General features: G+C 66.9%; 21 protein-coding genes and 1 pseudogene. 12 read left to right on the top strand and 10 right to left on the bottom strand.

Annotated elements, in window-relative coordinates; all coding sequences use genetic code 11:
* Positions 1 to 3,171 carry a multidrug efflux RND transporter permease subunit gene (locus G4G00_RS20070; RefSeq protein ID WP_108750025.1) on the top strand — a complete coding sequence of 1,057 codons (3,171 nt, stop codon included), beginning with the start codon at positions 1 to 3 and terminating at the stop codon, positions 3,169 to 3,171.
* Positions 3,172 to 3,337: 166 nt separating this feature from the next.
* On the opposite strand, the gene G4G00_RS20065 is transcribed toward G4G00_RS20070, so the two are convergent.
* Both G4G00_RS20065 and G4G00_RS20060 read right to left on the bottom strand, forming a co-directional pair.
* Complete coding sequence (locus G4G00_RS20065) at positions 3,338 to 3,625, bottom strand: hypothetical protein (RefSeq protein ID WP_108753544.1); 288 nt, start codon at positions 3,623 to 3,625, stop codon at positions 3,338 to 3,340.
* Between the two features lie 215 nt (positions 3,626 to 3,840).
* Complete coding sequence (locus tag G4G00_RS20060; RefSeq protein ID WP_108753545.1) at positions 3,841 to 4,989, bottom strand: acyl-CoA dehydrogenase family protein; 1,149 nt, start codon at positions 4,987 to 4,989, stop codon at positions 3,841 to 3,843.
* A 164-nt stretch (positions 4,990 to 5,153) separates the two neighbouring features.
* On the opposite strand from G4G00_RS20060, the gene G4G00_RS20055 reads away from it, so the two are divergent.
* From G4G00_RS20055 to G4G00_RS20040, 4 genes are all read left to right on the top strand, one after another.
* Positions 5,154 to 6,083: a metalloregulator ArsR/SmtB family transcription factor gene (locus G4G00_RS20055; RefSeq protein ID WP_108750029.1), complete on the top strand. Its 930-nt coding sequence runs from the start codon at positions 5,154 to 5,156 to the stop codon at positions 6,081 to 6,083.
* Between the two features lie 7 nt (positions 6,084 to 6,090).
* A complete protein-coding gene (locus G4G00_RS20050) occupies positions 6,091 to 7,185 on the top strand; it encodes a homocysteine S-methyltransferase family protein (RefSeq protein ID WP_164276049.1) in 1,095 nt (364 codons plus the stop codon).
* On the top strand, positions 7,182 to 9,866 hold the full coding sequence (gene metH / locus G4G00_RS20045; protein ID WP_164276046.1) for a methionine synthase: 2,685 nt from the start codon (positions 7,182 to 7,184) through the stop codon (positions 9,864 to 9,866). The genes G4G00_RS20050 and metH overlap by 4 nt, the downstream gene beginning before the upstream one ends.
* Before the next feature lie 67 nt (positions 9,867 to 9,933).
* A complete protein-coding gene (locus tag G4G00_RS20040; RefSeq protein ID WP_164276042.1) occupies positions 9,934 to 11,259 on the top strand; it encodes an amidohydrolase family protein in 1,326 nt (441 codons plus the stop codon).
* 36 nt (positions 11,260 to 11,295) lie between these two features.
* On the opposite strand, the gene G4G00_RS20035 is transcribed toward G4G00_RS20040, so the two are convergent.
* The 6 genes from G4G00_RS20035 to G4G00_RS20010 form a co-directional block, all read right to left on the bottom strand.
* Positions 11,296 to 13,365 carry an acyltransferase family protein gene (locus G4G00_RS20035; protein ID WP_164276039.1) on the bottom strand — a complete coding sequence of 690 codons (2,070 nt, stop codon included), beginning with the start codon at positions 13,363 to 13,365 and terminating at the stop codon, positions 11,296 to 11,298.
* 50 nt (positions 13,366 to 13,415) lie between these two features.
* Positions 13,416 to 14,099 carry a DUF2058 family protein gene (locus G4G00_RS20030; protein ID WP_108750034.1) on the bottom strand — a complete coding sequence of 228 codons (684 nt, stop codon included), beginning with the start codon at positions 14,097 to 14,099 and terminating at the stop codon, positions 13,416 to 13,418.
* A gap of 11 nt (positions 14,100 to 14,110) precedes the next feature.
* Positions 14,111 to 14,350, bottom strand: coding sequence for a SlyX family protein (locus G4G00_RS20025; RefSeq protein ID WP_053515402.1), 240 nt, complete (start codon positions 14,348 to 14,350; stop codon positions 14,111 to 14,113).
* Positions 14,343 to 15,692 (bottom strand): UDP-glucose/GDP-mannose dehydrogenase family protein, encoded by a 1,350-nt coding sequence (locus tag G4G00_RS20020; RefSeq protein WP_164276036.1) that lies wholly within the window; start codon positions 15,690 to 15,692, stop codon positions 14,343 to 14,345. The genes G4G00_RS20025 and G4G00_RS20020 overlap by 8 nt, the downstream gene beginning before the upstream one ends.
* 23 nt (positions 15,693 to 15,715) lie before the next feature.
* Entirely contained in the window at positions 15,716 to 16,693 is a 978-nt protein-coding gene (locus G4G00_RS20015; RefSeq protein WP_108753551.1) for an FKBP-type peptidyl-prolyl cis-trans isomerase, read from the bottom strand.
* A 96-nt stretch (positions 16,694 to 16,789) separates the two neighbouring features.
* Positions 16,790 to 17,377 (bottom strand): glutathione peroxidase, encoded by a 588-nt coding sequence (locus G4G00_RS20010; RefSeq protein ID WP_108757754.1) that lies wholly within the window; start codon positions 17,375 to 17,377, stop codon positions 16,790 to 16,792.
* A 598-nt stretch (positions 17,378 to 17,975) separates the two neighbouring features.
* On the opposite strand from G4G00_RS20010, the gene G4G00_RS20005 reads away from it, so the two are divergent.
* From G4G00_RS20005 to G4G00_RS19980, 6 genes are all read left to right on the top strand, one after another.
* Entirely contained in the window at positions 17,976 to 18,338 is a 363-nt protein-coding gene (locus G4G00_RS20005) for a GntR family transcriptional regulator (protein ID WP_108750039.1), read from the top strand.
* Positions 18,335 to 19,225: an ABC transporter ATP-binding protein gene (locus G4G00_RS20000; RefSeq protein ID WP_108753553.1), complete on the top strand. Its 891-nt coding sequence runs from the start codon at positions 18,335 to 18,337 to the stop codon at positions 19,223 to 19,225. Before G4G00_RS20005 ends, G4G00_RS20000 begins: the two co-directional genes overlap by 4 nt.
* Positions 19,222 to 20,247, top strand: a complete 1,026-nt coding sequence (locus tag G4G00_RS19995; protein ID WP_108753554.1) for a hypothetical protein — start codon at positions 19,222 to 19,224, stop codon at positions 20,245 to 20,247. The genes G4G00_RS20000 and G4G00_RS19995 overlap by 4 nt, the downstream gene beginning before the upstream one ends.
* 32 nt (positions 20,248 to 20,279) lie before the next feature.
* On the top strand, positions 20,280 to 21,164 hold the full coding sequence (locus G4G00_RS19990) for a DUF2807 domain-containing protein (protein ID WP_108750042.1): 885 nt from the start codon (positions 20,280 to 20,282) through the stop codon (positions 21,162 to 21,164).
* Between the two features lie 30 nt (positions 21,165 to 21,194).
* Complete coding sequence (locus G4G00_RS19985) at positions 21,195 to 21,809, top strand: hypothetical protein (protein ID WP_108750043.1); 615 nt, start codon at positions 21,195 to 21,197, stop codon at positions 21,807 to 21,809.
* Between the two features lie 99 nt (positions 21,810 to 21,908).
* Positions 21,909 to 22,334: a hypothetical protein gene (locus tag G4G00_RS19980; protein WP_108753556.1), complete on the top strand. Its 426-nt coding sequence runs from the start codon at positions 21,909 to 21,911 to the stop codon at positions 22,332 to 22,334.
* A gap of 55 nt (positions 22,335 to 22,389) precedes the next feature.
* On the opposite strand, the gene G4G00_RS19975 is transcribed toward G4G00_RS19980, so the two are convergent.
* On the bottom strand, positions 22,390 to 23,829 hold the full coding sequence (locus tag G4G00_RS19975; protein ID WP_164276033.1) for a class II fumarate hydratase: 1,440 nt from the start codon (positions 23,827 to 23,829) through the stop codon (positions 22,390 to 22,392).
* A gap of 289 nt (positions 23,830 to 24,118) precedes the next feature.
* On the opposite strand from G4G00_RS19975, the gene purB reads away from it, so the two are divergent.
* Complete coding sequence (gene purB / locus G4G00_RS19970; protein WP_108756610.1) at positions 24,119 to 25,486, top strand: adenylosuccinate lyase; 1,368 nt, start codon at positions 24,119 to 24,121, stop codon at positions 25,484 to 25,486.
* 251 nt (positions 25,487 to 25,737) lie between these two features.
* Here the strand turns inward: purB and G4G00_RS19965 are convergent.
* A pseudogene (locus G4G00_RS19965) lies at positions 25,738 to 25,833 on the bottom strand (IS110 family transposase); the annotation flags it as partial.

Raw genomic sequence — 25,833 nt, 5'->3', positions numbered from 1 at the left:
ATGCCTAAATTTTTCATCGAACATCCGGTCTTCGCCTGGGTGGTGGCGATCCTGATCTCGCTCAGCGGCGTGATCGCGATCCTCAACCTTGGCGTGGAGTCCTACCCCAACATCGCCCCACCGCAGGTGACCGTGTCGGCCACCTACCCGGGCGCCAGCGCGGACACGACGGAAAAATCGGTCACCCAGGTGATCGAGCAGCAGCTGACCGGCATCGATCACCTGCTGTATTTCAGCTCGTCGTCCTCGTCCAACGGCCGTGCGCAGATCACCCTGACCTTTGAAACCGGTACCGACCCGGACATCGCCCAGGTGCAGGTGCAGAACAAGGTGTCGCTGGCCACGCCGCGCCTGCCCACCGAAGTGACCCAGCAGGGCGTGGTGGTGGCCAAGGCCAACGCCGGCTTCCTGATGGTGGTGGGCCTGCGTTCGGAAACCCCGTCGATCACCCGTGATGCGCTGAATGACATCGTCGGCTCGCGCGTGCTCGACCAGGTCTCGCGTATTCCCGGCGTCGGCAGCACCCAGCAGTTCGGTTCCGAGTACGCCATGAACATCTGGCTGAACCCGGAAAAGATGCAGGGCTACGGCCTGTCGGCCAGCCAGGTGCTGGCGGCGGTGCGCGCCCAGAACGTGCAGTTCGCTGCCGGTTCGCTGGGTTCGGACCCCTCGCCCGATGGCCACTTCACCGCCACGGTCTCGGCCGAAGGCCGCTTCAGCTCGCCCGAAGAGTTCGAGAACATCATCCTGCGTGCCAACGCCGACGGCTCGCGCGTGCTGCTGAAGGACATCGCCCGCATCGGCTTCGGCGCCAACAACTACGGCTTCGACACCCAGTACAACGGTGCCCCCACCGGCGCCTTCGCCATCCAGCTGCTGCCGGGCGCAAACGCCCTGAACGTGGCCGATGCGGTGCGCGCCAAGATGGACGAACTGCAGCCCAGCTTCCCGGCGGGCGTGAGCTGGTTCTCGCCGTACGACAGCACCACCTTCGTCAAGATCTCCATCGAGGAAGTGGTCAAGACCCTGTTTGAAGCGGTCTTGCTGGTGTTCCTGGTGATGCTGATCTTCCTGCAGAACTTCCGCGCCACCATCATCCCCACCCTGGTCATTCCGGTGGCCCTGCTGGGTACCTTCCTGGGCATGTGGATGATCGGCTTCACGATCAACCAGCTGACCCTGTTCGCGATGGTGCTGGCGATCGGCATCGTGGTCGATGACGCGATCGTGGTGATCGAGAACGTCGAACGCATCATGACCGAGGAGGGCCTGGCGCCCAAGCCGGCCACGCAGAAGGCGATGACCCAGATCACCGGCGCGGTGGTAGCCATCACCGTCGTGCTGGCGGCAGTGTTCATTCCTTCGGCGCTGCAGGGCGGTGCGGCCGGTGAGATCTACAAGCAGTTCGCACTGACCATCGCCATTTCGATGGGCTTCTCGGCGTTCCTGGCGCTGGGCTTCACCCCGGCCCTGTGTGCCACCTTCCTGAAGCCGACCCACAACGACCACCCGAACATCGTCTACCGCACGTTCAACAAGTACTACGACAAGATCAGCCACACCTACGTGGGCCACATCACCTCGGCGGTGAAGCATGCGCCGCGCTGGATGATCCTGGCCGTGGTGCTGACCGCACTGTGCGGCTTCCTGTTCACCCGCATGCCGGGCAGCTTCCTGCCTGAAGAAGACCAGGGCTACGCACTGGCCATCGTGCAGCTGCCGCCGGGTTCGCCGAAGAGCCAGACCAACGAAGTCTTCGCCCAGATGCGCGGCATCCTGGAAAAGCAGGAAGGCTACGAAGGTCTGATGCAGATCGCCGGCTTCAGCTTCGTCGGTTCCGGCGAAAACGTGGGCATGGGCTTCATCCGCCTCAAGCCCTGGGACGAGCGCAAGGTGACCGTTCCGGAGTTCATCCAGAACATGAACGGCGCGTTCTACGGCATCAAGGAAGCGCAGATCTTCGTGGTCAACCTGCCCACCGTGCAGGGTCTGGGCCAGTTCGGCGGCTTCGACATGTGGCTGCAGGACCGTGGCGGCCAGGGCTACGAACAGCTGACCCAGGCGCGCAACATGCTGCTTGGCAAGGCCGCGCAGGAAACCGACAAGCTGGCCGGCGTGCGCCCCAACGGCCTGGAAAACGCCCCGCAGCTGCAGCTGCACGTGGACCGCGTGCAGGCGCAGTCGATGGGCATGTCGGTGTCGGACGTGTACAGCACGGTGCAGCTGATGCTGGCCCCGGTGTACGTGAACGACTTCTTCTACCAGGGCCGCATCAAGCGCGTGACCATGCAGGCCGACGCGCCGTACCGTACCGGCCAGGAATCGCTGAAGAGCTTCTACAGCCCGTCCAGCCTGACCACCAATGCCGATGGCACCAGCGCGATGATCCCGCTGAGCACCGTGGTCAGTTCCGAGTGGGTGTCGGCACCGCCGTCGCTGAGCCGCTACAACGGCTATTCGGCCATCAACATCGTCGGTTCGCAGGCACCGGGCAAGAGCTCGGGTGAAGCGATGACCGCGATGGAAGACATCGTCAACAACGACCTGCCGGCCGGCTATGGTTACGACTGGTCGGGCATGTCCTACCAGGAAATCCTGGCGGGCAACGCGGCTACCCTGCTGCTGGTGCTGTCGGTGGTGGTGGTGTTCCTCTGCCTGGCCGCGCTGTATGAAAGCTGGTCGATTCCGGTGGCGGTGCTGCTGGTGGTGCCGCTGGGCGTGCTGGGTGCCATCGGTCTGTCGATGATGCGTGGCCTGCCCAACGACATCTTCTTCAAGATCGGCATGATCACCGTGATTGGCCTGGCCGCGAAGAACGCGATCCTGATCGTGGAATTCGCGGTGGAGCAGCGTGCAGCGGGCAAGACCCTGCGCGATGCCACCATCGAAGCGGCCCGCCTGCGTTTCCGCCCGATCCTGATGACCTCGTTCGCCTTCATCATGGGCGTGATCCCGATGGCCATCTCCACCGGTGCCGGCGCCAACTCGCGCCACGCCATCGGTACCGGCGTGATCGGCGGCATGCTGTTTGCCACCCTGCTGGGTCTGCTGATGATCCCGGTGTTCTTCGTGGTGGTGCGCCGCATGCTGGGCGACAAGCTGGACGAACCGTCCAAGGAGTTCATGGAACGCCAGCGTGATGCCGAATCGGCACACCGTCCGGATCGTTGATCCGGCAGTGAAGTGAAATGAAAAGGCCCCGGAGCGATCCGGGGCCTTTTTGCTGGTGACTACCGGGATGCGTGCCAACCAAGGTTGGCACCTACCAGGTGCGTGCGGGTCGGGTGGGTGCGCGCGGGTCGGGTAGGTGCCAACCTTGGTTGGCACTCGCCGCGCTTCAGCGCAGCAACGCGATCGCGCCGCACACCACCACGATCAGCAGCGCCACCCACTGCATCGGCACGAAGAAGAAATGATGCGGCGCGGCCTCACCCTTCTGCCGCGGCGCGCGGTTCAACCACAGCCCCAGCAGCACGTTCAGCGCAGCACCCAGGCCCGCGCCCAGCAGCACCTGCTGCAGCGGAATATTGCCCTTCGGGCCTTCCTGCGGGAAGAAATACGCCAGCAGCAGGATCGCTGCAATCGGCGTCACCAGGGTCACAAACCCCCAACCGCGATAGATCATCTTTCCAAGCCTGGTAAAAACGGCCTGCATTGGAACAGATCAGGTATCGCCCGCCAAGAGCGGGCTCCTATGCGCCGCCATTGCAGCGGCGCAGCCCACCGGGGTCTTCTTGTTGGTGCCAGAGCGGCGGGAGCCCGGTAGTCGCCAACCTTGGTTGGCGCCCTGGATGCGTGCCAACCAAGGTTGGCACCTACCAGGGCGGGCCCCCATGCGACTCAGCGCAGCCCGGTCTCGTTGCGGGCAATCACCAGGCGCTGGATTTCCGAGGTGCCTTCGTAGATCTCGGTGATCTTGGCATCACGGAAGTAGCGCTCCAGCGGCATTTCCTTGGAATAGCCCATGCCGCCGTGGATCTGCACGGCCTGGTGGGTGATCCACATCGCCGCTTCCGAGGCGGTCAGCTTGGCGATGGCCGCCTCGTTGCTGAAGCGCTTGCCTTCGCCCTTCACCCACGCTGCGCGCAGGGTCAGCAGCAGCGCCGCGTCCAGCTTGCACTTCATGTCGGCAATTTTGGCCTGGGTCATCTGGAAGGTGCCGATGGCCGCGCCGAAGGCCTTGCGGTCCTTCACGTATTCGATCGTGGCTTCATAGGCGGCGCGGGCGATGCCGATCGCCTGCGAGGCGATGCCGATGCGGCCGGCGTCGAGCACGCCCATGGCGATCTTGAAGCCCTCGCCTTCCTGGCCCAGCACCTCTTCGGGCTGCGCCACGTAATCGTTGAACTCGATCTCGCAGGTGGCCGACGCACGGATGCCCAGCTTGGGCTCGGTCTTGCCGCGGCCGAAGCCGGCCTTGTCGGTGTCGACCAGGAAGGCGGTGATGCCACGCGCGCCCTTGTCCGGCTCGCTCATCGCGAACAGCACGATGTACCTGGCCACCGGGCCGGAGGTGATCCAGCTCTTCTTGCCGTTGATCACGTAGGTGCCGTCAGCCTGCTTCACCGCGCGGCAACGCATGGCGGTGGCATCGGAACCGGACTGCGGCTCGGTCAGCGCGAAGGCGCCGATGGCCTCGCCCTCGGCGATGGCGCGCACGTACTTCTGCTTCTGCGCCTCGCTGCCGTGGGTCAGGATGCCGTTGCAGAACAGCGAATTGTTCACCGACATGATGGTCGAATGCGCGGCATCGCCGGCGGCCACTTCCACCATCGCCAGCACGTAGGCGATCGGGTCCATGCCCGCGCCGCCGTACTCGGTCGGCACTTCGATGCCCATCAGGCCGTTTTCGCCCAGCAGGCGGATGTTCTCAAGGGGGAACTCGCCGGTGCGGTCATGGTGCTCCGCGCTGGGGGCGATCTTTTCCTGCGCGATGCGCCGCGCCACGTCCTGCAGCATCAACTGCTCTTCGGTAAAGCTGAAATCCACAACACCCTCCCAGGTACATGATGACGGGGGCCGCAACAAGCGCCCCCGGATGTGCCGATTGTAACTGCGGGCGGGCATCGGCGGCTGACTCGCGCCTCGCACCGGCTTGACCACGACAGCACCCGTCGGCGAATATATCTCTATATCGCGATAGGTAGATATTTATGGATCTGGAAGACTGGTCGACCCGCCTGAAGGTGTTCGCCGACGCCACCCGCGTGCGCCTGCTGGCGCTGCTGGAGCAGGAAGAGCTGACCGTGGCCGAGTTGTCGGCCATCACCCGGCTGGCACAGCCGCGGGTGTCCACCCATCTGGCGCGGCTGAAGGAAGCCGGCCTGGTGCGCGACCGCCGCTCGGGCGTGTCGGCCTACTACCGCTTCGACGAGGCCCAGCTGGACCCGGCGCAGCGTGCATTGTGGCATGCCCTGAGCAATGGAAGCGATGATCCGCTGCTGCGCCAGGATGCTGAACGCGTGGCCGCCGTGCTGGCCCACCGCGCCGCCGACCAGAACTGGGCCGACAGCGTGGCCGGCGACATGGAGCGCCACTACTCCCCGGGCCGTACCTGGGAAGCGCTGGCGCGCACCGCGCTGCCGCTGCTGGAAACCGGCGACGTGCTGGACATCGCCTCCGGCGATGGCGTGCTGGCCGAGCTGGTGGCCCCGCATGCCAAGCGCTACATCTGCATCGACACCAGCGCGCGCGTGGTGGCCGCGGCCAGCGAGCGCCTGCGCCGCCTGCCCAACGTGGAAGTGCGCGAAGGCGACATGCACGCCCTGCCCTTCAAGGACCGCAGCTTCGACCTGGTGGTGCTGATGCACGCGCTGACCTATGCCAGCAAGCCGGCACAGGCGGTGACCGAGGCGGCGCGCGTGCTGCGCCCGGGCGGACGCCTGCTGCTGTGCAGCCTGGCCCGCCACGAACACAAGGCGGCAGTGGAAGCCTATGGCCACGTGAATCTCGGTTTCAGCGACAAGGAACTGCGCAAGTTCGTGGACAAGGCCGGACTGCAGGTATCGAGCCTGGAAACAGTCACGCGCGAAAAGCGCCCGCCGCACTTTGAAGTCATCTCGCTGATCGCCAACAAGCCCTGAGGTCGCCGTGTCCAGCCTGCCGTGGTTGCATCCCGAACGTGCCAACGCCCTGCTCGACGCCCTGCGCGCGCGCATCCTGATCATCGATGGCGCGATGGGCACGATGATCCAGCGCCACGGCCTGCAGGAAGCGGACTACCGCGGCGAACGCTTCGCCGATGGCTACGACCACAGCCACGGCCCCGGCTGCGACCATGGCACACCCGAAGGGCATGACCTGAAGGGCAACAACGATCTGCTGCTGCTGACCCGGCCGCAGGTCATCGCCGACATCCACACCGCCTATCTGCAGGCCGGCGCGGATCTGGTGGAAACCAATACGTTCAACGCCACCTCGGTCAGCCAGGCCGATTACCACCTGGAACACCTGGTCTACGAACTGAACAAGGCCGGTGCCGCCGTGGCGCGCGCCTGCTGCGATGCGGTGCAGGCCACCACCCCGGACAAGCCGCGCTTCGTGATCGGCGTACTGGGCCCGACCAGCCGCACCGCCTCGATCAGCCCGGACGTGAACGATCCCGGCTTCCGCAACACCAGCTTCGACGCCCTGCGCGATACCTATCGCGAGGCCATTGACGGCCTGATCGATGGCGGCGCGGACATCCTGATGGTCGAAACCATCTTCGACACGCTGAACGCCAAGGCCGCCCTGTACGCCATCGAAGAGGCGTTCGATGCACGCGGTGCGCGCCTGCCGATCATGATCTCCGGCACGATTACCGATGCCTCCGGGCGCACCCTGTCCGGGCAGACCGCCGAAGCCTTCTACGCCTCGCTGGCGCATGCACGGCCGCTGTCGATCGGCCTGAACTGCGCGCTGGGCGCCGACGCGATGCGTCCGCATGTGGAAACCCTGGCCCAGGTCGCCCCCTGCTACGTCAGCGCGCACCCCAACGCCGGCCTGCCCAATGCCTTCGGCGAATACGATGAAACGCCCGAGGAAATGGCCGCCACGCTGCGCAGCTTTGCCGAAGATGGGCTGCTGAACCTGGTCGGGGGTTGCTGCGGCTCCACCCCGGACCATATCCGTGCCATTGCCCAGGCCGTGGCCGGGCTGCCACCGCGCGCGGTGCCCGGCGCACAGGAGCAGCAGGCCGCATGAGCACCACGCCCTACACCCGCCTGTCCGGCCTGGAGCCGCTGGTCATCACCCCGGACCTGCTGTTCGTCAACGTGGGCGAGCGCACCAACGTCACCGGCAGCGCGCAGTTCCGCAAACTCATCAAGGAAGGCCGCTACGAAGAGGCGGTGGACGTGGCCCGGCAGCAGGTGGCCAGCGGCGCGCAGATCCTCGATGTGAACATGGACGAAGGCCTGATCGATTCGGAAGCGGCAATGACCCGCTATCTGAACCTGATCATGTCCGAGCCGGACATCGCACGCATTCCGGTGATGGTCGATTCGTCGAAGTGGAGCGTGATCGAAGCCGGCCTGAAGTGCCTGCAGGGCAAGAGCGTGGTCAACTCGATCTCGCTGAAGGAAGGCGAGGCTCTGTTCCGCGAGCACGCGCGCAAGGTGCTGCGCTACGGTGCCGCCGCGGTGGTGATGGCCTTCGACGAAACCGGCCAGGCCGACACCTGCGCACGCAAGGTGGAGATCTGCACCCGCGCCTACCGCATCCTGGTCGATGAGATCGGCTTCCCGCCGCAGGACATCATCTTCGACCCGAACATTTTCGCCGTGGCCACCGGCATCGAAGAACACGACAACTATGCGGTGGACTTCATCGAAGCCACCCGCATCATCAAGCAGACCCTGCCACACTGCCATGTCTCCGGCGGCGTCTCCAACGTGTCGTTCTCGTTCCGTGGCAACGAGACGGTGCGCCAGGCCATCCATTCGGTCTTCCTGTACCACGCCATTGCCGCCGGCATGGACATGGGCATCGTCAACGCCGGCGCCATGCCGATCTACGACGATCTGGAACCGGACCTGCGCGAGCGCGTGGAGGATGTGATCCTCAACCGCCGCAGCGATGCCACCGAGCGCCTGCTGGAGATCGCCGAGCGCTACAAGGGCAAGAAGGGCGCGGCCAAGACCGAGGACCTGTCCTGGCGCGAAAAACCGGTGGCGCAGCGTCTGGCGCATGCGCTGGTACATGGCCTGGACGCCTGGGTGGAGGAAGACACCGAACTGGCGCGGCAGGGCTCCAGCCGCCCGCTGGACGTGATCGAGGGCCCGCTGATGGATGGCATGAACATCGTCGGCGACCTGTTCGGGGCCGGCAAGATGTTCCTGCCGCAGGTGGTCAAATCCGCGCGCGTGATGAAGAAAGCGGTGGCCTATCTGCTGCCGTACATCGAGGCCGAAAAGGCACGCAGCGGCGATACCGCCAAGAGCAACGGCCGCATCATCATGGCAACGGTGAAGGGCGATGTGCATGACATCGGCAAGAACATCGTCGGCGTGGTCCTGGCCTGCAACAACTTCGAAGTGATCGACCTGGGCGTGATGGTGCCGGCGCAGAAGATCCTCGACGCCGCGCGCGAACACAACGCCGATCTGGTCGGCCTGTCCGGCCTGATCACCCCGTCGCTGGAGGAGATGAGCCACGTCGCCCGCGAAATGCAGCGGCAGGGCTTCGACCTGCCCTTGCTGATCGGCGGCGCCACCACCTCGCGCGCGCATACCGCGCTGAAGATCGACCCGCATTACCAGGCCCCCACCGTGTGGGTGAAAGATGCCTCGCGCGCGGTTGGCGTGGCGCAGTCACTGATCTCGCGCGACCTGCGCGATGCCTTCGTGGCCGCCAACGAAGCGGACTATGCCGAGATCCGCGCCCGTCATCGCAACCGCGGTGACGCCAAACGACTGGTCACGCTGGAACATGCACGCGGGCAGAAGTTCCGGGGCGACTGGGACAACTACGCACCCCCTGCGCCGAAGCAGCCCGGCCTGCATGTGTTCGATGACTACCCGTTGGCCGAGCTGGTCGACTACATCGACTGGACGCCGTTCTTCCAGGCCTGGGAACTGGCCGGCAAATTCCCGGCGATCCTGACCGACGAGATCGTCGGCCCCCAGGCCAGCGATCTGTACCGCGATGCGCGGGCGATGCTGGCGCGCATCGTGGACGAGCAGTGGCTGACCGCCAAGGCGGTGTTCGGCCTGTGGCCGGCCAACAGCGTGGGCGACGATGTCCGCGTGCAGCACCCGTCTGCTGAGACCACCCTGCACTTCCTGCGCCAGCAGGTGGACAAGCCGGCCGAGCGCCCCGATTTCTGCCTGGCCGATTTCATCGCCCCGGCCGACAGCGGCAGGCAGGACTGGATCGGCGCATTCGCGGTCACCGCCGGCATCGGCATCGATGCACACGTGGCCCGCTTCGAGGCCGACCACGATGACTACAACGCGATCCTGCTGAAGGCGCTGGCCGACCGCTTCGCCGAAGCGCTGGCCGAACGCCTGCACCAGCGCGTGCGCACCGAGTTCTGGGGCTACGACCATGCCGAGACCCTCGACAACGAAGCGCTGATCGATGAGCAGTACCGCGGTATCCGCCCCGCTCCGGGCTACCCGGCCTGCCCCGAGCACAGCGAGAAGCGCCGGCTGTTCGATCTGCTGCAGGCCGAAACCCACGCCAGCATGGAACTGACCGAAAGCTTCGCCATGCTGCCCACCGCTGCCGTGTCGGGCTATTACTTCAGCCACCCGCAGAGCCAGTACTTCGTGGTCGGCCGCCTGAGCCGTGAACAGGTAGGCGACTACGCGCGGCGCAAGGGCGTGGAGCGTGCACAGGCCGAGCGCTGGCTGGCGTCGAACCTGGATTACGATCCCGAATAAACCCCGCGCACACGCCTGCGGGCGGCCCATCGGTTACCCTCGGGCTTCCCCCTGACCGGAGTTGCCGATGCGACCGACCCGCCTGTGGGCGCTGCTGCTTGCCGCCACCGCCGCCGTTCCTGCCGCCGCGCAGCCGATCCTGCTGGAAAATGCCCGGGTGTTCGACGGCCGCCGCGACCTGGGCATCACCCCGGTCCTGATCGACGGCGAGCGCATCGTGCATGTCGGCACGCCGCTGCCGGCCGCCGCCTCCGCAGCCCGACGCATCGACTACCAGGGCAAGACCCTGCTGCCCGGCCTGGTCAGCAACCACGCGCACGTGGGCAACACCGAAGGGCTGCAGCACGGCGATCGCTACTACACCCGCGACAACGTGGTGCGCGACCTGCGCCAGTTCCAGCGCTACGGCATCACCACCGTCACCGCGCTGGGCATGAACGGCCCGGCCTTCTTCGATATCCGCAAGGAAGTGAACGCCTCGCCCACGCTGGGCGCGCAACTGTACGGCGCTGGTGCCGGCATCGGTGCGTATGCCGGTGCACCGCCGGCGGCCGCCATGGGCCTGGCCCACGACCCGGTGGCGCGGCCACGCAATGCCGAGGAAGCCCGCGCCGCCGTCGCCACGCAGCAGGCCGACGGCGTGGACGTGATCAAGCTCTGGGTGGATTCGCTGGGCGGCAAGTTCCCGATGATGGCACCGGAGATCTACCGCGCCGCCATTGCCGAAGCCCACGCGCGTGGCCTGAAGGTGGCCGCGCACATCCACGACCTGGACCAGGCGCGCGACCTGGTGGATGCACGCGTGGACATCATCGCCCACGGTATCCGCGATCGCGCGGTGGACCCGATGCTGGCGCGGAAGATGCACGACCAGGGCACCTGGTACATCGCCACGGTGAACATCGACGAAGCCAACTACTGGTATGCGGAAAACCCGCAGGCACTGCAGCAGCCGTTCCTGCGCGATGCCCTGCCCGCTGCGGTGCGCGCGCGCTGGCAGCAGCCGCAGTGGCAGCGCGAGCAGCTGGCCGGGGCCAACATTCCCGGTGCGCGTGCAGCGGTGGCGATGAACCTGGAAAACCTGCGCCGGCTGAGCGCGGCCAAGGTGAAGTTCGGTTTCGGTACCGATGCCGGGGCGATGCCACAGCGGGTGATTGGGTTTGCCGAACACCGCGAACTGAAGCTGCTGACCGAGGCCGGCTTCAGCCCGGCCCAGGCCCTGCAGACCGCCACCGCCGACGCCGCCGCGCTGCTGGGCATGGACGATCGCGGCCGCATTGCCGCCGGCAAGCGTGCCGACCTGCTGGTGCTCGATGCCGATCCCCTGGCCGACATCGGCAATACCCAGCACATCCACGCCGTGTGGCAGGCCGGGCACGCGATCGAGCGCTGATGGCCGATGGCCCCGTGTGCCGGGCGCCGCCCGGCGCTACGGCTGCAGCACCCGCTGCAGGGACGGCAGCAGCACGCGGTTGCCATGACCGCTCAGATGGTCGCCGTCGAAGAACAACGGTCGGCCATCACGCTGCGCCGCGCACGTCGTGGCCGTGCAGAGATCGGGCAAGGGATCCCACAGCACTGCGCCTGGCAGGCCATCGACCACCTGCTGCAGGCTGCCCAGCATCGGCGCGCGCAGCGCTTCCATGTCCGCCCGCGCAATATCCAGGCCGTTGCGGCAGACGGCATTGCCTGCATTGAAGCGGTCGGAACACCGGTATGGCGGCGCCGGCAGCACCGGCTTGGGCGCTTCGATCACGATACGCACGCCGCGCTGGGCCAGCGGCAGCCACTGCGCGATGGCCTCGGCCACCTCTGCAGTACGGCCGGCCGCAGCCTGCGCGCTGCGTTCGCCGGCCAGCTGCGCCTGCGCGTCGAACAGCACGTACTGGTCGGACAGGCGCGGTACCCGCAGTGACACCAGCACCACCACATCACCCGGCTGCGCACGCGCGGCGATGTCCGCGCGCACGGCCGCATCATGCTCGGCACAGCCCGCACCGGCCCCCCGCCACTGCTGCAGGCTGATCTGCGGGCAGCCACCGCGGCCGTACAGCGACACCGTCGAGCCGGTTTCCAGCACCAGCCGCTGCAGCAGCTCGCGGTAGCCCATGGCATGTGAATCTCCGGCCAGGAACACCTGCGCCGGCCCCTGCACGGCCCCTGCGCGCGGGCAATCGCCGCGGGCGAAGGTGCGTGCGCTGCCACCGGCGTAGCGATGCTTACCCACCTGCAGCGCGCACCCAGGGTAATCAGCCGCCACGCTCTTGCCGTCGGGGTACCAGTCCGCCGGATGGCGGCTGACCGTGCTCAGTGACAGCAGGGGCGACTGCCAGTACAGCAACGCCTGCAGGCCACCGGCCAGCAGCAGGGTCAGCACGCCGGCGGCCACCCAGCGCCTGGGTGCCAGGTGCTGCCACCTGGGGCCACGGAAGGGCTGCTCGATCCAGCGCCACGAGATCCATGCCAGCAGCGCCACCAGCGCACTGGCCAGGGACATCTGCAGGGCCGTTTCCAGGCCCACCGTCCAGCGCATCAGCACGAACACCGGCCAATGCCACAGGTACAGCGAATAGGACAGCAGGCCGATCCGCCGCATTGGCGCACTGGCCAACAGCCGCGCGATCCACGCCTGCGGGTGCTGATGCAGGGCCAGCAGCAGGCCGGCCGTGGCCAGCGCCGGCAGCACGCCGTCCGGCCAGGGCGAGCGCCCGGCACGCGCTGTCCACAGCGCCCAGCCCAGTGCGCCCAGCGACAGCAGGGCCAACGCTGACCACGCCCAGCGCCAACGGCCCACCCGTGCAGCACTGCCAGGCTCACCACGATCGGCCACATGCAGCAGCTGGAACAGCAGAACGCCCACGCCCAGCTGCCACAAGCGGGTGCTGGTGGCGTAGAACGCCCAGGCCGGCGGCGCATCACGCAACCCCAGCAGGGCCGCATGCAGCAACGAGCCCACGCTTACCGCGGCGAACAGCGCAAGGCTCAGCCAGCGGCCGCGCGGGCCGCGGGCCCAGGCCAGGAACAGCAGCGGGAACAGCAGGTAGAACTGCTCTTCCACCCCCAGCGACCAGGTGTGCGTATAAGGATTGAACTCGGCCTTGGGCGCGAAGTAGTCGTTGCCAACGGCCGCCAGCACCCAGTTGCTCAGCCCGAAGAAGGCCATCAACCCGGTTTTGTCGGATGCTTCGCTCAGCCACGAATCGGGAATGAACAACACGCTGGCCACGGCCGTCGCCAGCAGGCAGGCCACCAGCGCAGGCGCGATGCGGCGTACCCGGCGCGCATAGAAGCGCAGCATCGAGGCGCGCCAGGACAGGGCCGGCAGGCGATGCACCGACGCACTGACCACGAAGCCGGAGATGACGAAGAACACGTCCACCCCGGTGAAGCCACCCGGCAGCCAGGCCGGGTCGAGGTGGAACACGATGACGGCCAGCACGGCAATCGCGCGCAGGCCGTCAATGTGCGGCACGTAGCCGCGGCTTGGATCAGTGGACATCCGTCTCCCCCTGCCGCTGCTGCCGCAGGGGGCGCCACGGCGGTCGTGCGTTACCAGACCAGGTCGTCGGGCACCTGGTACTGCGGATCGGCGTACGGGTCTTCCTCGGCCGGCGCGTTCGGGTCGACCTTCAGCGCCACCGACGCGGCGAACACGGCCTCGGACTGCGCCAGCACTTCGGCGGTCACCAGCAGGTAGCGGCCATTGAGCTGGACCACGCCCAGTTCACCGGCATTGAGCGCGGTCAGCTGTTCGGGGGTGACGTAGATGCGCTTGATCTTGCCGCCATACGGGAAGTGGCGGGCGATATCGGCCGCCTCGGCATTCAGGCTCTTGTCCTTCAGCAGTTCTTCCAGCTTGGCCTTGGCCTCGCGGCGCACGCGCGCCTCTTCCTGCTTCAGGCGTTCGCTTTCAATGCGTTCCTGCTTTTCTTTCTGCGCGCGGATGGCATAGGCCTTGGCCAGGTCCATTTCCTCGGCAGAACGCGGCTTGCGTGGGCCCTGCCCGCCCGGCCCACGGGACTGCCCGGGCTTGCCTGCGCCAGCGTGGCCGTGGCCACCACGGCGCTCACCGGGCTTGTGCTCGCCCTTGCCTGCGCCCTGCGGCTTTCCATTGCCATTGCCGCCCTTGCCCTGCGGGCGGCCATCACGGCGGGGGGCATCGTTCTTGCGCTCGGGCTTGGGCGCCGGCTTGAAGCCCAGGCCCATCAGCTGGTCGCGGAGGGTATCGCTCATAGGAATGCAGATCAGTAGTGCGGCGGCGGCGGTTCGCTCGCCGGATCAGAAGAATTCAGTGCGTTGCGCACCTTGCCCAGGTCTTCCAGCAGCACGCGCAGCACATCGGCGTTGCGCGTGCCCTGCATGCGGGCGTCGGCCAATGCATCGCTCAGTTCGGCCAGCGCGTGTTCCTGGAACGACACGCGCATTTCCAGTTCGACCAGGCGCGCTTCCAGCGCCTGTTCGCGTTCGGTGGGCAGCTCAGACATGCAGCGAACGCCCCCGGCCGATACCGTAGTACGCCACGCCGGCGGCTTCCACTTCGGCCGGGTCGTACAGGTTGCGCCCGTCGAACACCACCGCATCCTTCAGCCGCTCGCGCAGCATCTGGAAATCGGGGCTGCGGAACTGCTTCCACTCGGTCACCACCACCAGTGCATCGGCGCCTTCCAGCGCTTCGCTGGCATTGGCGCAGAACACCAGGTCATCGCGCTCACCGAAGATGCGCTGCGATTCGTGCATCGCTTCCGGGTCGTAGGCACGCACCGTGGCACCGCCTTCCCACAGCTGCGCCAGCAGGCGGCGGCTGGAGGCTTCGCGCATGTCGTCGGTGTTGGGCTTGAAGGCCAGGCCCCACACGGCAAAGGTCTTGCCGCGCACGCCCTCGTCCTCGCCCTTGTCGTAGTGGCGCTGGATGAGCGCGAACAGGTGCCCCTTCTGGGCATCGTTCACTGCTTCGACCGCGTTCAACAGCTTCGGCTCCAGGCCGTACTGCTGGGCGGTGCGCGCCAGCGCCTGCACGTCCTTGGGGAAGCACGAGCCGCCGTAGCCGGCACCGGGATAGATGAAGTGCCAGCCGATGCGCGGGTCCGAACCGATGCCCTGGCGGACCTGTTCGACGTCGGCACCCACGCGTTCGGCGATGTTGGCGATCTCGTTCATGAACGAAATCTTGGTCGCCAGCATGGCGTTGGCCGCGTACTTGGTCAGCTCGGCCGAACGCACGTCCATTTCCACCACGCGATCGTGGTTGCGGTTGAACGGTGCGTACAGGCGGCGCATCACCGCCACCGAGTCGGCGCTGCTGGCACCGATGATGATGCGGTCCGGGCGCATGCAGTCTGCCACCGCATCGCCTTCCTTCAGGAATTCGGGATTGGACACCACATCGAAGGCGATGTCCGCACCGCGGGCCGCCAGCTCTTCGGCAATGGCCGCGCGCACCTTGTCGGCGGTGCCCACCGGCACCGTCGACTTGTTCACCACCACCGTCGGCACCGCCATGTGGCGACCGATGGTGCGGGCCACGGCCAGCACGTACTGCAGATCGGCACTGCCGTCTTCGTCGGGGGGCGTACCCACCGCGATGAAGACCACCTGGCCCTGGCCGATGGCGCTGGCACCATCGGTGGTGAAGGACAGCCGCAGCGCGGCATGGTTGGCCTTCACCATCGGCTCAAGGCCGGGTTCGTAGATCGGGATGATGCCCTGGTTGAGCCCATCCACCTTGGCCTGGTCGATGTCGACGCAGACCACCTGGTGGCCTACGTCGGCCAGGCAGGTGCCGGTCACCAGACCGACGTACCCGGTACCGAAAATCGCAACGCGCATATCCGTGCTGGCTCCGTGGTCGCTTACGGCAGGACGCCCAGCAGCTCGACGTCGAAGGTCAGGGTGGCGTTCGGGCCGATCGGGCCGCCCGGGGTACCGTTCTCACCGTAGGCCAGTTCGCCCGGGATCCAGAAGCGGTACTTCGAGCCCACCGGCATCAGCGCCACGCCTTCGGTCCAGCCCTTGATGACCTGGTCCAGACCGAATTCGGCCGGGCCACGGCCCGCGGAGCTGTCGAAGACGGTGCCGTCCAGCAGCTTGCCTTCGTAGTTCACGCGCACCTTGCTGCTCGGCAGCGGACGCTCGCCGCTACCCGGGCGGATCACCTGGTACTGCAGGCCCGACGGGGTGGTCACCACGCCCGGCTGGGTCTTGTTCTTGGCCAGGAAGGCGTTGCCTTCGCTGCGGTTGGTCTGCGCGGCCTGCGCGGCCTTGGCCTGCATCTCGGCCTGCTTGGCACCCATGAACGACTGGATGGTGGCGGTTGCGTCGGCTTCGGTCATCTTCGCCTGACCCTTGGTCAGGCCGGTGCTGATCGCGTCAAACAGCGAGGCGGTATCGATATCGTCCTTCAGCTGCGCCAGCGACGGACCGATGGAGTACGAACCGATCATCTGCGCGACCTTCACGCGGTCCACCTTCGGCGGCTGCGAGCCCGGCGCAACGCCCGGCACCTGCTGGCCGTTGCGGGCCATCACCACCTGGCGCAGGGCGGCATCGGTGGCCTTGGCCTGGTCCTGGGTGATCTGCGGCTGCAGGCCTTCGAACGAACGCTCCACGGCGGTGCGCAGGGCGGCCACGTCGATTTCATCGGCGATCGGCGCGAACGACTTGGCCACATCCAGACCGATGGCGTAGCCGAGCTTCTGCTTGGGGGAATTCAAGGTTGCGGTCTCCTTGGCGGCCGCCGGTGCGGCCGGTTGTTGCGACAGGGCGACACCAGAGGTACCCATCGCCAGAATCAGAACCGACGCCGCGGCGCCGCGCATTCCCATCTTCATTCGCTGCATTCCTGGAAGTGTCTGGGCGCCGACGTCGGCGCGAAAAGAACCATTGTCGCACGCATGCCGGAGATGTCGAGGCATGCGTGCCGGTGATCAACGCGGTGCCGGTGCGGCCAGCGCCTTGCTGATGGCCGCGCCCAGCTGCGGATCATCCGGGGTGACCTTGCTGGCGAACTGGGCGATGACCTTGCCGTCGCGGCCGATCAGGTATTTGTGGAAGTTCCAGCCCGGGGCCACGCCGGTGGCGGCGGTCAGGCGCTGATACAGCGGCGTGGCCTGTTCGCCCACCACGTGCACCTTCTCGAACATGGGGAACTTCACCCCATAGGTGAGCGTGCAGAAATCCTGGATCTGCTTCTCGTCGCCCGGTTCCTGCCCCTTGAAGTCATTGGACGGGAAACCCAGCACGGCGAAACCGCGGCTGGCGTACTGCTTCTGCAGCGCTTCCAACCCTTCGTACTGGGGGGTGTAGCCGCACTTGCTGGCCGTATTGACCACCAGCAGCACCTGGCCCTGGTAGCGTTTGAGCAGGTTCACCTGCTGCTTGCCGGCCAGCGGCCGGTAATTCACGTCCAGCAGGTCGGCCGCCACGGCGCTGGCGGAACCCGCCAGGCCCAGCGCCAGAACAGCCAGCAGGGACAGGCCGCGCAGGCGGCGCGGAGCAGTGAGAAACACAGGCATGCGGGACATTCCACGGTAGCTGCAACAGGGGCCCGGCCCTTGCAGACCGGGGATCGGCCGAACTATAGCACCGGCCTGCCAGCGCACTGTCGCGGGCGCCGCGCATGCACTTTGCCCGCCGTGGCGGCACGTAGCCGGGGCCGATTGGCGCGCGCTTGCTGGACACGCGGTACACATGTATGAATGCAGGGCCCTGGTCAAGAACCGCGCCCGCCGAATGAAATCAACCACTTGGATCCGCAACCGCGGCCATTCATGGCCCCTGCCATCAGTTGGGGTGTGTCGGGGGTTGCACATAGGCGTGCCGGTGTTATAGTTGCATACAACACCAGTCACCTGAGACAGGGGGAACCATGAACATCCGGATGCGTCGCAGCCATACCGCTCCCGCGGTCACCGCTGTTTCAACCCTGTTCGTGCTGACGTGGCTGCTGTTGCCGGCACCGCCGGCAGAATCCTCCCCCTCCCCAGATTCCACGCAGGACGCGATCTCCACCCCGGCAGGGACCGCCGAACCCTCCCCCCCGCGTCGGCTGCACAGCTCCCTGTCCATGCCGTATTTCTCGTTCGCACAGCCGCTGACCCCACGGAGCTGACCATGAGCGACATCCAGTGGAGCGACGGCGCTCCCATCTACCGCCAGCTGAAGGAGCGCGTGATTGCCATGATGCTCGACGGCATCCTGAAGCCGGGCGATGCCCTGCCCTCGGTCCGCCAGGTGGCGGCCGACTATCAACTGAACCCCATCACCGTTTCGCGCGCTTACCAGGAACTGGCCGATGAAGGCCTGGTGGAAAAGCGCCGCGGCCTGGGCATGTTCATGACCGAGCAGGCGGCCACGCAGCTGCGCAGCAGCGAGCGCGACCGCTTCCTCAACGACGAATGGCCGGCGGTCCTGGAGCGCATCCAGCGCCTGGGCCTGAGCCTGAACGAATTGCTGCCCCAGGGGAAATCCTCATGAATGCCAGTGTCGTGAACGTTGAATCCAGCCCAGCGGTGATTACCGCCAAGGGTCTGCGCAAGGCCTACAAGAACACCCTCGCCCTCGACAACACCACCTTCGACATCCCCGCCGGGCGCATCGTCGGCCTGATCGGCCCCAATGGCGCCGGCAAGACCACCGCCCTGAAGGCCATCCTCGGCCTGACCTCGGTGGAGGGCGAGCTGAGCGTGCTCGGCCGTGACCCGCGCCTGCACCGCGACGAGCTGATGAAGGAAATCTGCTTCATCGCCGACGTGGCGGTGCTGCCGCGCTGGCTGCGCGTACGCGAGGCCATCGACTTCGTCGCCGGCGTACACCCGCGCTTCGACCGCGCCCGCTGCGAACGCTTCCTGGCCAGCACCAAACTGCAGCCCAAACAGCGCGTGCGCGAGCTGTCCAAAGGCATGATCGTGCAGCTGCACCTGGCCCTGGTGATGGCCATCGACGCCCGCATCCTGGTGCTGGACGAGCCGACCCTGGGCCTGGACATCCTGTACCGCAAGGAGTTCTACCAGCGCCTGCTGGAAGACTACTTCGACGAGCAGAAGACCATCATCGTCACCACCCACCAGGTGGAAGAGATCGAGCACATCCTCAGCGATGTGATGTTCATCCGTGACGGCCGCATCGTGCTCAGCGCCGAAATGGACGAGGTGGGCGAACGCTATACCGAAGTGCTGGTCGGCGCCGAACAGCTGGAAACCGCGCGCGCCCTCAAGCCGATCGACGAGCGCAGCCAGGCCTTCGGCAAGACCGTGCTGCTGTATGACGGCGTGCCGCGCAGCCAGCTTTCCACCCTGGGCGAAACCCGCACTGCGGGCCTGGCCGATCTGTTCGTTGCTGTCATGAAGGGGACCTACGCATGAATGCCGTCAATCATCCGGTCAGCCCCGCAGGCACGCTGCGCTGGCTGCTCAAGCGCGAATACTGGGAAAACCGCGGTGGCTTCCTGTACGCCCCGGTCATCGCCGGCATTGTTTCGTTGCTAATGAGCGGCGTCGGCATCGGCTTTGGCCTGTTCGCCCTGCATCGTGCCGCGCGCGATGGCGGCCTGCACATCGACGGCGAGGACGTGAACATCAACGGCCTGGATCTGGGCCTGTTGACCCGCCAGATCAGCGCCAAGGATATGGCGGACCTGGGCAACGGCCTGGACCTGACCCTCATCCTCAGCTCGACCTGGCCCTTCCTGGTGCTGGCCTTCGTGGTGTTCTTCTACTGCCTGGGTGCGCTGTACGACGATCGCCGCGACCGCAGCATCCTGTTCTGGAAGTCGCTGCCGCTGTCCGATACCCAGACCGTACTCTCCAAGGTGCTCAGCGCACTGATCGTGGCCCCGCTGGTCGCCACCCTGGCTGGCATCGCCACCATGTTCGGCTTCCTGCTGATCATCAGCCTGGTCGCGTTGACCCATGGCGGCAGCCCGACCACCCTGATCTGGGGCCCGGCCAGCCCGCTCACCCTGTCCGCCGGCCTGCTCGCCGCCATCCCCGTCTATGCGTTGTGGGCGCTGCCCACTGCCGGCTGGCTGCTGCTCTGCTCGGCCTGGGCCAAGAGCAAGCCGTTCCTGTGGGCGGTGATGCTGCCCCTGTTCGCCGGCATCATCGTCAGCACCACCAAGGTGATGCACCTGTTCGACATGAGCACCGGCTGGTTCTGGCAGCACATCGTCGGCCGCCTGCTGCTGGGCACCGTTCCCGGCGTGGATCTGCTGTACCGCCTTGGCGCCAGCGACGAGCACAAGAGCCTGGATACGATCGTCTCGCTGATGAACCCTGCCCAGCAGCTGAAGTCGCTGGCGATGCCCGATCTGTGGATCGGCGCGGCGTTCGGCGTGGCCTTCATCTTCATCGCCATCCGCCTGCGCCGGCGCGCTGGCGAAATCTGACGCTCCCCTCTACCACTACTGGAGGCACCCTCATGCGTACCCTGCTTGCCTGCTCTGCGTTGTTGCTGTTGCCGCTGTCGGCGCTGGCTGCCGATGCCCCGAACTGCAAGCATTCGGCGCCGCGCGCGCTGAAGCTGGAAACGGCCGGGGTGAAAGCGGTGGTGTTCGAAGTGAACCAGCATGACCTGAAGGTGGTCGCCCGCAGTGGCGGCGGCCAGCTGGAAGGACGCGCCTGCGCCTCCACTGCCGACTGGCTGGACCAGCTGGTGCTGGACCAGCAGCGGGTGGGCGACAAGCTGGTGGTCAGCCTGCGCCGCGACGGCCGCTCGGCGCTGTCGCTGGGCAACAGCTACGCCTGGCTGGACATCGGCGGCAGCGTACCGGACAACCTGCCGCTGCAGTTCAAGATCGGCTCCGGCGATGGCAGCGTTGAGAACGCGCAGTCGCTGAGCATGGACGTGGGCTCCGGCGATGGCCGTGCCCGCGGCACCCGCGGCAGCGTGCATGCCGCCGTCGGTTCGGGCGACCTGGACATCGACGGCGCCGGCTCGCTGGAGCTGCTGTCGCTGGGCTCGGGCGAAGTGAAGGCACGCAACATCCGCGGCGATGCCCGCACCGGCACCGTCGGCTCGGGCGATCTGGACCTGTTCGACGTGGGCGGCAGCGTGCGTCTGGAAACCGTGGGCTCGGGCGATATCGATTTCCAGCGGGTCAAGGGCGATGTCGAGGTGGGCGTGGTCGGCTCCGGCGACGTGGAGATCAGCGAGGTGGGCGGCAACGTCCGCGTACGCAGCCACGGCTCGGGCGACATCACCGTCAATGGCGCCCGCGGCAGCCTGACCGTGCAGCACAGCGGCAGTGGCGATGTGCGCCACCGCGATATCGGCGGCAGCGTCACCCTGCCGCGCGGCAAGTAATTTCACCTCATTCAACGGAAGGGAACTGTCATGAACCTGCTGCGCCTGCTGCCCGCTACCCTGCTGTGCCTGCCGCTGATGGCCTGCGGCGGGACGTCCCCATCGTCCACCACCGACAGCGCCGGCAAGACCGTGGCCGAGGCCAGCAGCACGGTGGGCAAGGAGATCAAGGACGCCACCGACAAGGCGCGCCGCGAGATCGCCCAGGGCAACATCAAGATTTCCGGCAAGGGCCAGGCCCGTGCCGAGATCACCCCGGACGGCCGCCTGCTGATCGGCGGCACCGAGTCACCGACCAATGAAGCGCAGCGGCGCCAGCTGCAGGAATACCGCGGCCACATCGCCGGCATCGCCAGCGATGGCATGGACATCGGCGTGGCCGGTGCGCGGCTGGGCGTCAATGCCGCCGGCGAAGCCCTGAAGGGCGTCTTCAGCGGTGACAGCGAGGGCATCGAAAAGCGCATCAACGACGAAGCGGCCAAGATCGAAGCGCAGGCCAAGCAGCTGTGCAACCGCCTGCCGGCGATGCTGGCCAGCCAGCAGGCGCTGGCACGCGACCTGCCGGCTTTCCAGCCCTACGCCACGATGGACCAGAGCGACGTGGACGACTGCGGCAAGGACGACGTAGTCGTGCGCGCGCCCTGAGACATTTCGTCGCACCCGGCCGGCAGCGCCCCCGCGTTGCCGGCCGCCGCGGCCGGGCGGGATTACACTAAGCACCCCGTTTTGCCCCGATCGACCGCCATGAAGAAGCTGTTTCTGCTGCTGACCGCCCTGCTCTGCCTGGGCCTGGCCGGCTGCGACCAGGAGTACCGCAACCACCGCGCCGAACGCGGCAAGCCGAAGATTTCGGTCAGCCAGACCATGGTGACCGTGCGCCGCCAGCCCGCGCCGAACATCATCATCCTGGCCGACGGCACGATGAAGATGGACGAGATCCAGATTCCGCTGGACGACACCCAGCGGCAGATGCTGCAGACCATGTTCGGCAAGCTGCAGGTGCTGCGCCAGAACACCCTGGTGGCCGCCCCGGCCGACCCCGACATGCAGCCGGTGAAGATCCAGCCGCCGGAAGGGCTGGAGGTCATCCCCGCCAACCTGGTGCAGACCATCCCCGAATTCAAGGATTACACCGACACCTTCGGCAACATCGTCGCCGACCGTCGCTGAAACGAAAAACGCCGCCCCAGGGCGGCGTTTCCCGTTTGCGTACGCAACCGACCGGTCAACCGCCGGCGCCACCACCACCGGCCTGGATGCCACCGGCGGTCAGCGCGGTCGGATCCAGCAGGCGGCGCAGCTCGGCCTCGGCCAGCCCGCTGTCTTCCAGCGCCACCTCCAGCACCGGGCGCTGTTCCTTGTAGGCGCGCTTGGCAATCGCCGCGGCCTTCTCATAACCGATGATCGGGTTCAGCGCCGTCACCAGGATCGGGTTGCGGGCCAGCGCTTCGGCCACGCGGTCCTGGCGCACCTTCAGGCCGTCGATGGCACTGTCGGCCAGCAGGGTGGACACATTGGCCAGCAGGCCGATGCCATCGAGCAGGTTCACTGCGATCAGCGGCAGGGTCACATTGAGCTGGAAGTTGCCGGTCTGCCCGGCCACGGTGATCGCGGTGTGGTGGCCGATCACCTGCGCGCAGGCCATCACGGTCGCTTCGGGAATGACCGGATTCACCTTGCCCGGCATGATCGAGCTGCCCGGCTGCAGCGCCGGCAGTTCGATCTCGCCCAGCCCGGCCAACGGGCCGGCGTTCATCCAGCGCAGATCGTTGGCGATCTTGATCAGGGCCACCGCCAGCGCATTGAGCTGACCGGACAGTTCCACCGCATCGTCCTGCGCGGCCAGCCCTTCGAACTTGTTGTCGGCGCTGTCGAACTTCGCCCCGGTCTGCTGCTTCAACGCCTTGGCCACCTGCGCGCCGAAGCGCGGATCGGCATTGATGCCGGTGCCGATGGCGGTGCCGCCCAGCGGCAGGCGGCGCAGGCGCTTGAGGCTGTCGTCGATGCGCGCCTGGGCCGAGGCCAGCTGCGCCGACCACGCGCCGAACTCCTGCTCGAAGGTCAGCGGCATGGCATCCATCAGATGGGTGCGGCCGGTCTTGACCACCTTGCGCAGGCTGCGGCCCTTGCGATCGATCACCTTGCGCAGGTGCGCCAGCGCCGGCAGTAGGTGCTCCTGCGCGGCCAGCACGGCCGAAACCCGCAGCGCGGTGGGAATCACATCGTTGGAGCTCTGCCCCTGGTTGACGTGGTCATTGGGGTGCACGTTGGCCTTGCCGGCCTTGCCGCCGCGATTGGCCAGGGTGGCGATGACCTCGTTGGCGTTCATGTTCGAGGACGTGCCCGAACCGGTCTGGTAGACGTCGATCGGGAAATGCGCGTCCCAGTCACCACGGGCCACCTCGGCCGCGGCCGACTGGATGGCCTTGGCCACGCCCTTGGGCAGATGGCCCAGGTCGGCATTGACGCCGGCGGCGGCGCCCTTCACCAGGCCCAGGGCACGGATGAAGCCGCGCGGCATGCGCTGGCCCGACACCGGGAAGTTCTGCACCGCGCGCTGGGTCTGCGCGCCCCACAGGGCGTCGGCAGGTACCTGCAGTTCACCCATGCTGTCATGTTCAACACGGAACCCGGCGGTTCCACCCTTGCTTGCAGCTTTGCTCATTGCATCGACTCCGCACTACTTCTGTTGGGGAAAGGGAAGCGGCGGCTGGCAGGGTGTCGCTTCCCGGGCTGGCGGCTGCGGTAACGATACTCTCTTGTCCGAAGCATGGGATGACGAGGACGGGCCAGATCGTTCCGTCCGCAAGGCCGTTTACACGGGTAGCGCCGGGCCGTGCCCGGCGAGCGCGCAGCGCGGCCGCCATCGGCCGGGCTTGGCCCGGCGCGACCGAGCATGCAAAGGCCCCGCGTCGTAGAATATGGCCCCCGCCGCCTGCCCCAGCCCTGCCGACATGTCCGATTCCGCCCTGCTCGCCCTGTCCCCGCTCGATGGCCGTTATGCCGGCAAGGTCGACGCCCTGCGTCCGATCTTCTCCGAATATGGCCTGATTAAGGCCCGTATCGTGGTCGAGGTGGAATGGCTGCTGGCGCTGGCCGCCGAGCCGGGCATCGTCGAGCTGGCGCCGTTCTCCGAGGGCGCCATCGCCCGCCTGCGCGCCCTGGCCGCCGGCTTCAGCCCGGCCCAGGCCGCGCGCGTGAAGGAGATCGAGCGCACCACCAACCACGACGTCAAGGCCGTCGAGTACTTCATCAAGGAACAGCTGAAGGACGACGCCGAGCTGGCCCCGGCGCTGGAATTCGTGCATTTCGCCTGCACCAGCGAAGACATCAACAACCTCAGCTACGGCCTGATGCTGGAACAGGCCCGCCGCGAAGTGCTGCTGCCGACCCTGGACGGCATCGCCACCACGCTGCGCACCCTGGCCCACGCCCAGGCCGGCCAGCCGATGCTGTCGCGCACCCATGGCCAGACCGCTTCGCCCACCACCCTGGGCAAGGAACTGGCCAACGTGGTCGCCCGCCTGGAGCGCCAGCGCCGGCAGATCGCCGCGGTGGAACTGACCGGCAAGATCAACGGCGCGGTGGGCAACTACAACGCGCACGTGGCCAGCTACCCGGACGTGGACTGGCCGGCGTTCGCCGAGCGCTTCGTCACCGGCCTGGGCCTGGTGTTCAACCCGTACACCACCCAGATCGAGCCGCACGACAACGTGGCCGAGATCGGCGATGCGGCGCGTCGCGCCAACATCATCCTGATCGACCTGGCCCGCGACATCTGGGGCTACATCTCGCTGGGTTACTTCAAGCAGCGCCTGAAGGAAGGCGAAGTGGGCTCGTCGACGATGCCGCACAAGGTGAACCCGATCGATTTCGAGAATGCCGAGGGCAACTTCGGCATTGCCAACGCGCTGTTCGAACACTTCAGCGCCAAGCTGCCGATCAGCCGCTGGCAGCGTGACCTGACCGATTCCACCGTGCTGCGTGCGCTGGGCACTGCGTTCGGCCACAGCCAGGTGGCACTGGATTCGCTGGCCAAGGGCCTGGGCAAGCTGGAAGTGAACCCGCAGCGCCTGGATGCCGATCTGGATGCGGCGTGGGAAGTACTGGCCGAGGCCGTGCAGACGGTGATGCGCCGCCATGGCCTGCCCAATCCGTATGAGCAGCTGAAGGCGCTGACCCGTGGCCAGGGCATTACCGCCGAGTCGATGCGTACGTTCGTGCAGGGTCTGGAGCTGCCGGCCGATGCCAAGCAGCGCCTGCTGGAGATGACCCCGGGCAGCTACACCGGCCTGGCCGAGTCGCTGGCGAAGAAGATCTAAGGGGTTTTCTTTGCGGCGGCGGCCGCGGCGCTGCCTACGGCAGGCTTTACTGCCAGGGCAACGGCAACGGCAACGTCAAAGGCGGCTCTGGGTTATGCCGTGCTTGGCGGGGCGGGTTGGGTTCGCGGGGGACGCCGTGAATCCATCCGTGGAGCAACTGTGTTGTGGGATGGTTTTTTGGCTATCTGGCAGGCGGGCACGGCAAAGCAGGCCGCCGGCCAGCAGCCGCTGCGGTGCGCCTGAGGCTTGCTTCAAGCGGGGATCGGTCCGCTTTCTGCGTCGCGCACGCGGGCGTTGAGGATGACCAGCATCTTGCGCATCACGGCCACGATGGCCACTTTCCCTTC

It is taken from the genome of Stenotrophomonas sp. B1-1 (assembly GCF_010894375.1).
Taxonomy (GTDB): Bacteria; Pseudomonadota; Gammaproteobacteria; order Xanthomonadales; family Xanthomonadaceae; genus Stenotrophomonas.
This window is presented reverse-complemented; position numbering and strand designations above follow the sequence as displayed.

Coding starts and splice junctions, on each gene's coding strand:
- G4G00_RS20070 (WP_108750025.1), top strand. CDS start 1: ATGCCTAAATTTTTCATCGAACATCCGGTCTTCGCCTGGGTGGTGGCG.
- G4G00_RS20065 (WP_108753544.1), bottom strand. CDS start 3,625: ATGATCTATCGCGGTTGGGGGTTTGTGACCCTGGTGACGCCGATTGCA.
- G4G00_RS20055 (WP_108750029.1), top strand. CDS start 5,154: ATGGATCTGGAAGACTGGTCGACCCGCCTGAAGGTGTTCGCCGACGCC.
- metH (WP_164276046.1), top strand. CDS start 7,182: ATGAGCACCACGCCCTACACCCGCCTGTCCGGCCTGGAGCCGCTGGTC.
- G4G00_RS20040 (WP_164276042.1), top strand. CDS start 9,934: ATGCGACCGACCCGCCTGTGGGCGCTGCTGCTTGCCGCCACCGCCGCC.
- G4G00_RS20035 (WP_164276039.1), bottom strand. CDS start 13,365: ATGTCCACTGATCCAAGCCGCGGCTACGTGCCGCACATTGACGGCCTG.
- G4G00_RS20030 (WP_108750034.1), bottom strand. CDS start 14,099: ATGAGCGATACCCTCCGCGACCAGCTGATGGGCCTGGGCTTCAAGCCG.
- G4G00_RS20025 (WP_053515402.1), bottom strand. CDS start 14,350: ATGTCTGAGCTGCCCACCGAACGCGAACAGGCGCTGGAAGCGCGCCTG.
- G4G00_RS20020 (WP_164276036.1), bottom strand. CDS start 15,692: ATGCGCGTTGCGATTTTCGGTACCGGGTACGTCGGTCTGGTGACCGGC.
- G4G00_RS20015 (WP_108753551.1), bottom strand. CDS start 16,693: ATGAAGATGGGAATGCGCGGCGCCGCGGCGTCGGTTCTGATTCTGGCG.
- G4G00_RS20010 (WP_108757754.1), bottom strand. CDS start 17,377: ATGCCTGTGTTTCTCACTGCTCCGCGCCGCCTGCGCGGCCTGTCCCTG.
- G4G00_RS20005 (WP_108750039.1), top strand. CDS start 17,976: ATGAGCGACATCCAGTGGAGCGACGGCGCTCCCATCTACCGCCAGCTG.
- G4G00_RS20000 (WP_108753553.1), top strand. CDS start 18,335: ATGAATGCCAGTGTCGTGAACGTTGAATCCAGCCCAGCGGTGATTACC.
- G4G00_RS19995 (WP_108753554.1), top strand. CDS start 19,222: ATGAATGCCGTCAATCATCCGGTCAGCCCCGCAGGCACGCTGCGCTGG.
- G4G00_RS19990 (WP_108750042.1), top strand. CDS start 20,280: ATGCGTACCCTGCTTGCCTGCTCTGCGTTGTTGCTGTTGCCGCTGTCG.
- G4G00_RS19985 (WP_108750043.1), top strand. CDS start 21,195: ATGAACCTGCTGCGCCTGCTGCCCGCTACCCTGCTGTGCCTGCCGCTG.
- G4G00_RS19980 (WP_108753556.1), top strand. CDS start 21,909: ATGAAGAAGCTGTTTCTGCTGCTGACCGCCCTGCTCTGCCTGGGCCTG.
- G4G00_RS19975 (WP_164276033.1), bottom strand. CDS start 23,829: ATGAGCAAAGCTGCAAGCAAGGGTGGAACCGCCGGGTTCCGTGTTGAA.
- purB (WP_108756610.1), top strand. CDS start 24,119: ATGTCCGATTCCGCCCTGCTCGCCCTGTCCCCGCTCGATGGCCGTTAT.